The organism is Corallococcus sp. AB018 (assembly GCF_003986945.1).
GTDB lineage: Bacteria > Myxococcota > Myxococcia > Myxococcales > Myxococcaceae > Corallococcus > Corallococcus exiguus.
The window spans coordinates 1-3,921 of the sequence record NZ_RAWR01000392.1 but is presented as its reverse complement, the minus strand read 5'-3'; the positions used below and the strand labels follow the sequence as shown (position 1 = coordinate 3,921).

Genomic DNA, 3,921 nt, shown 5'->3' with positions numbered 1-3,921 from the left:
CCGGAGCGGTGTCCTGGGCGAGGGCGGGCGCGGAGAGAAGGACGAGCAGGGCCAGGGGCCAGCGACGCATGAAACCTCCGGAGGGAAGCGCGGCAGCGTAGCAGAGGACGCCGGGCCGGGGCCTCCCGAGCAAGCAGGCATCGGACGGTCTCTTCGCATGCCACAACGCACCGCGTGCATGTGGCGGCGGACGTTGGTATGGGGGGCGCCCGATGCCCAAGCGTACCGATATCCGGAAGGTTCTCGTGATTGGCTCGGGCCCGATTGTCATCGGGCAGGCCGTCGAGTTCGACTACTCAGGCACCCAGGCGATCAAGGCGCTTCGGGACGAGGGCGTGGAGGTGGTGCTGCTCAACAGCAACCCCGCCACGGTGATGACGGACCCAGAGTTCGCGCACCGCACCTACATTGAACCCATCACCGTGGAGGCGGCGGAGAAGATTCTCGCCGCCGAGCGCCCGGACTCGCTGCTGCCCACCATGGGCGGGCAGACGGCGCTGAACCTGGCCAAGGCGCTCGCGGAGAAGGGCATCCTGGAGAAGTACGGGGTGCGGCTCATTGGCGCGTCCCTGGAGGCCATCAACAAGGCCGAGGACCGCCAGCTCTTCAAGGCGGCCATGCAGAAGATTGGCGTGGCGCTGCCCAAGAGCGGCTACGCGACGACGCTCACGGACGCCATGGCGCTGGTGGAGGAGATTGGCTTCCCGGCCATCATCCGTCCGTCCTTCACGCTGGGCGGCACGGGCGGCGGCATCGCGTACAACCGCGAGGAGTTCGAGGCCATCTGCCGCTCGGGCCTCAAGGCGAGCCCCAACTCCACCATCCTCGTGGAGGAGAGCGTGCTCGGCTGGAAGGAGTACGAGCTGGAGGTGGTCCGCGACTCCGCGGACAACGTCATCATCATCTGCTCCATCGAGAACCTGGATCCGATGGGCGTGCACACCGGTGACTCCATCACCGTGGCGCCGGCGCAGACGCTGACGGACCGCGAGTACCAGCGCATGCGGCAGGCGTCGCTGGCCATCATCCGCGAGATTGGCGTCGACACGGGTGGCTCCAACATCCAGTTCGGCATCCACCCGCGCGACGGCCGCATGGTCGTCATTGAGATGAACCCGCGCGTGTCGCGCTCCAGCGCGCTGGCGTCCAAGGCGACGGGCTACCCCATCGCGAAGATCGCCGCGAAGCTGGCGCTGGGCTACACGCTGGACGAGCTGCGCAACGACATCACCCGCGACACGCCGGCCTCCTTCGAGCCGACGCTGGACTACGTGGTGGTGAAGGTGCCGCGCTTCAACTTCGAGAAGTTCCCGAAGGCGGACCGCACGCTGACCACGAGCATGCGCTCGGTGGGCGAGGTGATGGCCATTGGCCGCACCTTCCCCGAGGCGTACATGAAGGCGCTGCGCTCCATGGAGCTGGGGCGCGTGGGTCTGGAGTCGCCGGAGCTGCCCACGGAGAAGGAAGAGCGGGAGAAGGTGCTGCACGAGGGCCTGCGCGTGCCCCGTCCGGAGCGCCCGTGGTTCGTGGCGCAGGCCTTCCGCGAGGGCATGACGGTGGAGCACGTGCACCAGCTCTCCGCTATCGACCCGTGGTTCCTGCGGCACATCGAGGCGCTGGTGCACGAGGCGCAGTCGCTGGCGGACATCGGTCGCCTGGATCACCTGGCGGACGACGTCTTGCGTCAGGCGAAGGCGCACGGCTTCTCCGACAAGTACCTGGGCAACCTGATGGGCTACCCGGAGGCGGAGGTGCGTGCGCACCGGCACTCGCGCGGCATCCGTCCGGTGTTCAAGCGGGTGGACACCTGCGCCGCGGAGTTCGAGGCGTACACGCCGTACCTCTACTCCACCTACGAGGAGGAGGACGAGGCGCCCCCCACGGACCGGCAGAAGGTCCTCATCCTGGGCAGCGGCCCCATCCGCATCGGCCAGGGCATCGAGTTCGACTACGCGTGCGTGCACGCGGCCTTCGCGCTGCGCGAGGCCGGGTACGAGACGGTGATGGTCAACTGCAACCCGGAGACGGTGTCCACGGACTACGACACGTCCGACCGCCTCTACTTCGAGCCGCTGACAATTGAAGACGTGCTGGAGGTGTCCCAGCGCGAGAAGCCGGTGGGCGCCATCGTGCAGTTCGGCGGGCAGACGCCGCTGCGCCTGAGCGTGCCGCTGGAGCAGGCGGGGCTGCCGATTCTGGGCACGTCGCCGGACGCCATCGACCGGGCGGAGGACCGCGAGAAGTTCTCCAAGCTGATTGAGAAGCTGGGCCTGAAGCAGCCGGAGAACGGCGTCGCGCGCAGCCACGCGGAGGCCTTCAAGGTGGCCGAGCGGATTGGCTACCCGGTGATGGTGCGCCCGTCGTACGTGCTGGGCGGCCGGGCGATGGAGACGGTCTACGACGCGTCCAGCCTGGAGCGCTACATGCGCGAGGCGGTGAGCGCGTCGCCGGAGCACCCGGTGCTGATTGATCGCTTCCTGAAGGACGCCATCGAAGTGGACCTGGACCTGGTGGCGGACCGCACGGGGCAGGTGCTGATTGGCGGCGTGCTGGAGCACATCCAGGAGGCGGGCGTGCACTCGGGTGACGCGGCGGCGACGCTGCCTCCGCACTCGCTGTCGCCGGACCTGGTGGAGCGGATGAAGGACCAGGCCATCTCCATGGCGCGCGAGCTGGGCGTGGTGGGCCTGATGAACGTGCAGTTCGCCATCCAGGGGAAGAACATCTACATCCTGGAAGTGAACCCGCGCGCGAGCCGCACGGTGCCGTTCATCTCCAAGGCGACGGGCGTCCCGATGGCGAAGATCGCCGCGCTCTGCATGGTGGGCAAGACGCTGAAGGAGCTGGACCGCACGGAGGAGCCGGAGTTCCGGCACGTGGCGGTGAAGGAGAGCGTCTTCCCGTTCGCGCGCTTCGCCGGGGTGGACGTGATCCTGGGCCCGGAGATGAAGTCCACGGGCGAGGTCATGGGCCTGGCGGAGGACTACGCGTCCGCGTTCGCGAAGAGCCAGCTGGCGGCGGGCGTGAAGCTGCCCAAGAGCGGCCGCGTGTTCATCTCCGTGAAGGACGAGGACAAGCCGGCGGTGGTGGACCTGGCGCGGCGCCTGCGGTCGATGGGCTTCACCCTGACGGCGACGGCGGGCACGCACGACTACCTGCTGACGAAGGGCATCGAGTCGCAGCGGGTGCAGAAGGTGAAGGAGGGCCGGCCGAACATCGTCGACAAGATCGTCGACGGGGAGATCGTCCTGGTCATCAACACCACCTTCGGCAAGCAGGAGATCTCCGACAGCTTCTCCATCCGGCGTGAGGCGCTGATGCACTCGGTGCCGTACTACACGACGGTGCAGGCGGCGCGCATGGCGGTGGGAGCGCTGGAGTCGCTGAAGCGCTCGGACCTCGCGGTGAAGCCGCTGCAGAGCTACCTGTACGGCGAGAACGGCGTGCCCCCGGCGCGCCGGTAGTCCCGTGAGGACTCGCGGCCCCTGGGCGTCCGGGGGCCGCGGTCATGGATGGGGTGGCTCATCCGGGGGCTGGAGTCGGCAGCACCAGATGACACCTGAGCAGCCATTGACCTGCTTCTCGCCTGGCTCGCAGGTCACGGGATGGCACAATCTGCCGTCCAGCGAGGGAAGCTCCTCCCCGTCAATGACGTTTTCGATAGACCCCTGGGAGTCGGCGCGGCGCTTGTCCAACGCGCAAGCGGCAGCGGGTCTGCAAGACCCATCGTCAATCAACGGAGGCCAGGGTCCGTCCAGGAAGTCCTCGGGGGCGTAGCGGTCCTCGGGAAGGTCCGGTGAGCGTCAAGGTAGTTGTCGCGTGAGAGGGTTCAGCCGATGTGCTTCAGCTCCTGCACTTCCGGTGAGGGGTTGAGGCGCACGGGGCCCGCGGGCGTCCAGTCGCGGGTGTCGCGGCTCCAGC

At 68.1% G+C, this 3,921-nt stretch carries 1 protein-coding gene; it reads left to right on the top strand.

Annotation, left to right across the window (positions count from 1 at the left end; translation table 11 throughout):
- Positions 1–212 precede the first annotated feature (212 nt).
- The gene (carB, locus tag D7Y11_RS41970; RefSeq protein ID WP_126936462.1) at positions 213–3,464 is read left to right on the top strand and encodes a carbamoyl-phosphate synthase large subunit; all 3,252 of its coding nucleotides are present in this window, start codon (positions 213–215) and stop codon (positions 3,462–3,464) included.
- Positions 3,465–3,921 lie beyond the last annotated feature (457 nt).

Excerpts from the sequence above, each read along its gene's own strand:
- carB (WP_126936462.1), top strand. The coding sequence starts at position 213 with ATGCCCAAGCGTACCGATATCCGGAAGGTTCTCGTGATTGGCTCGGGC.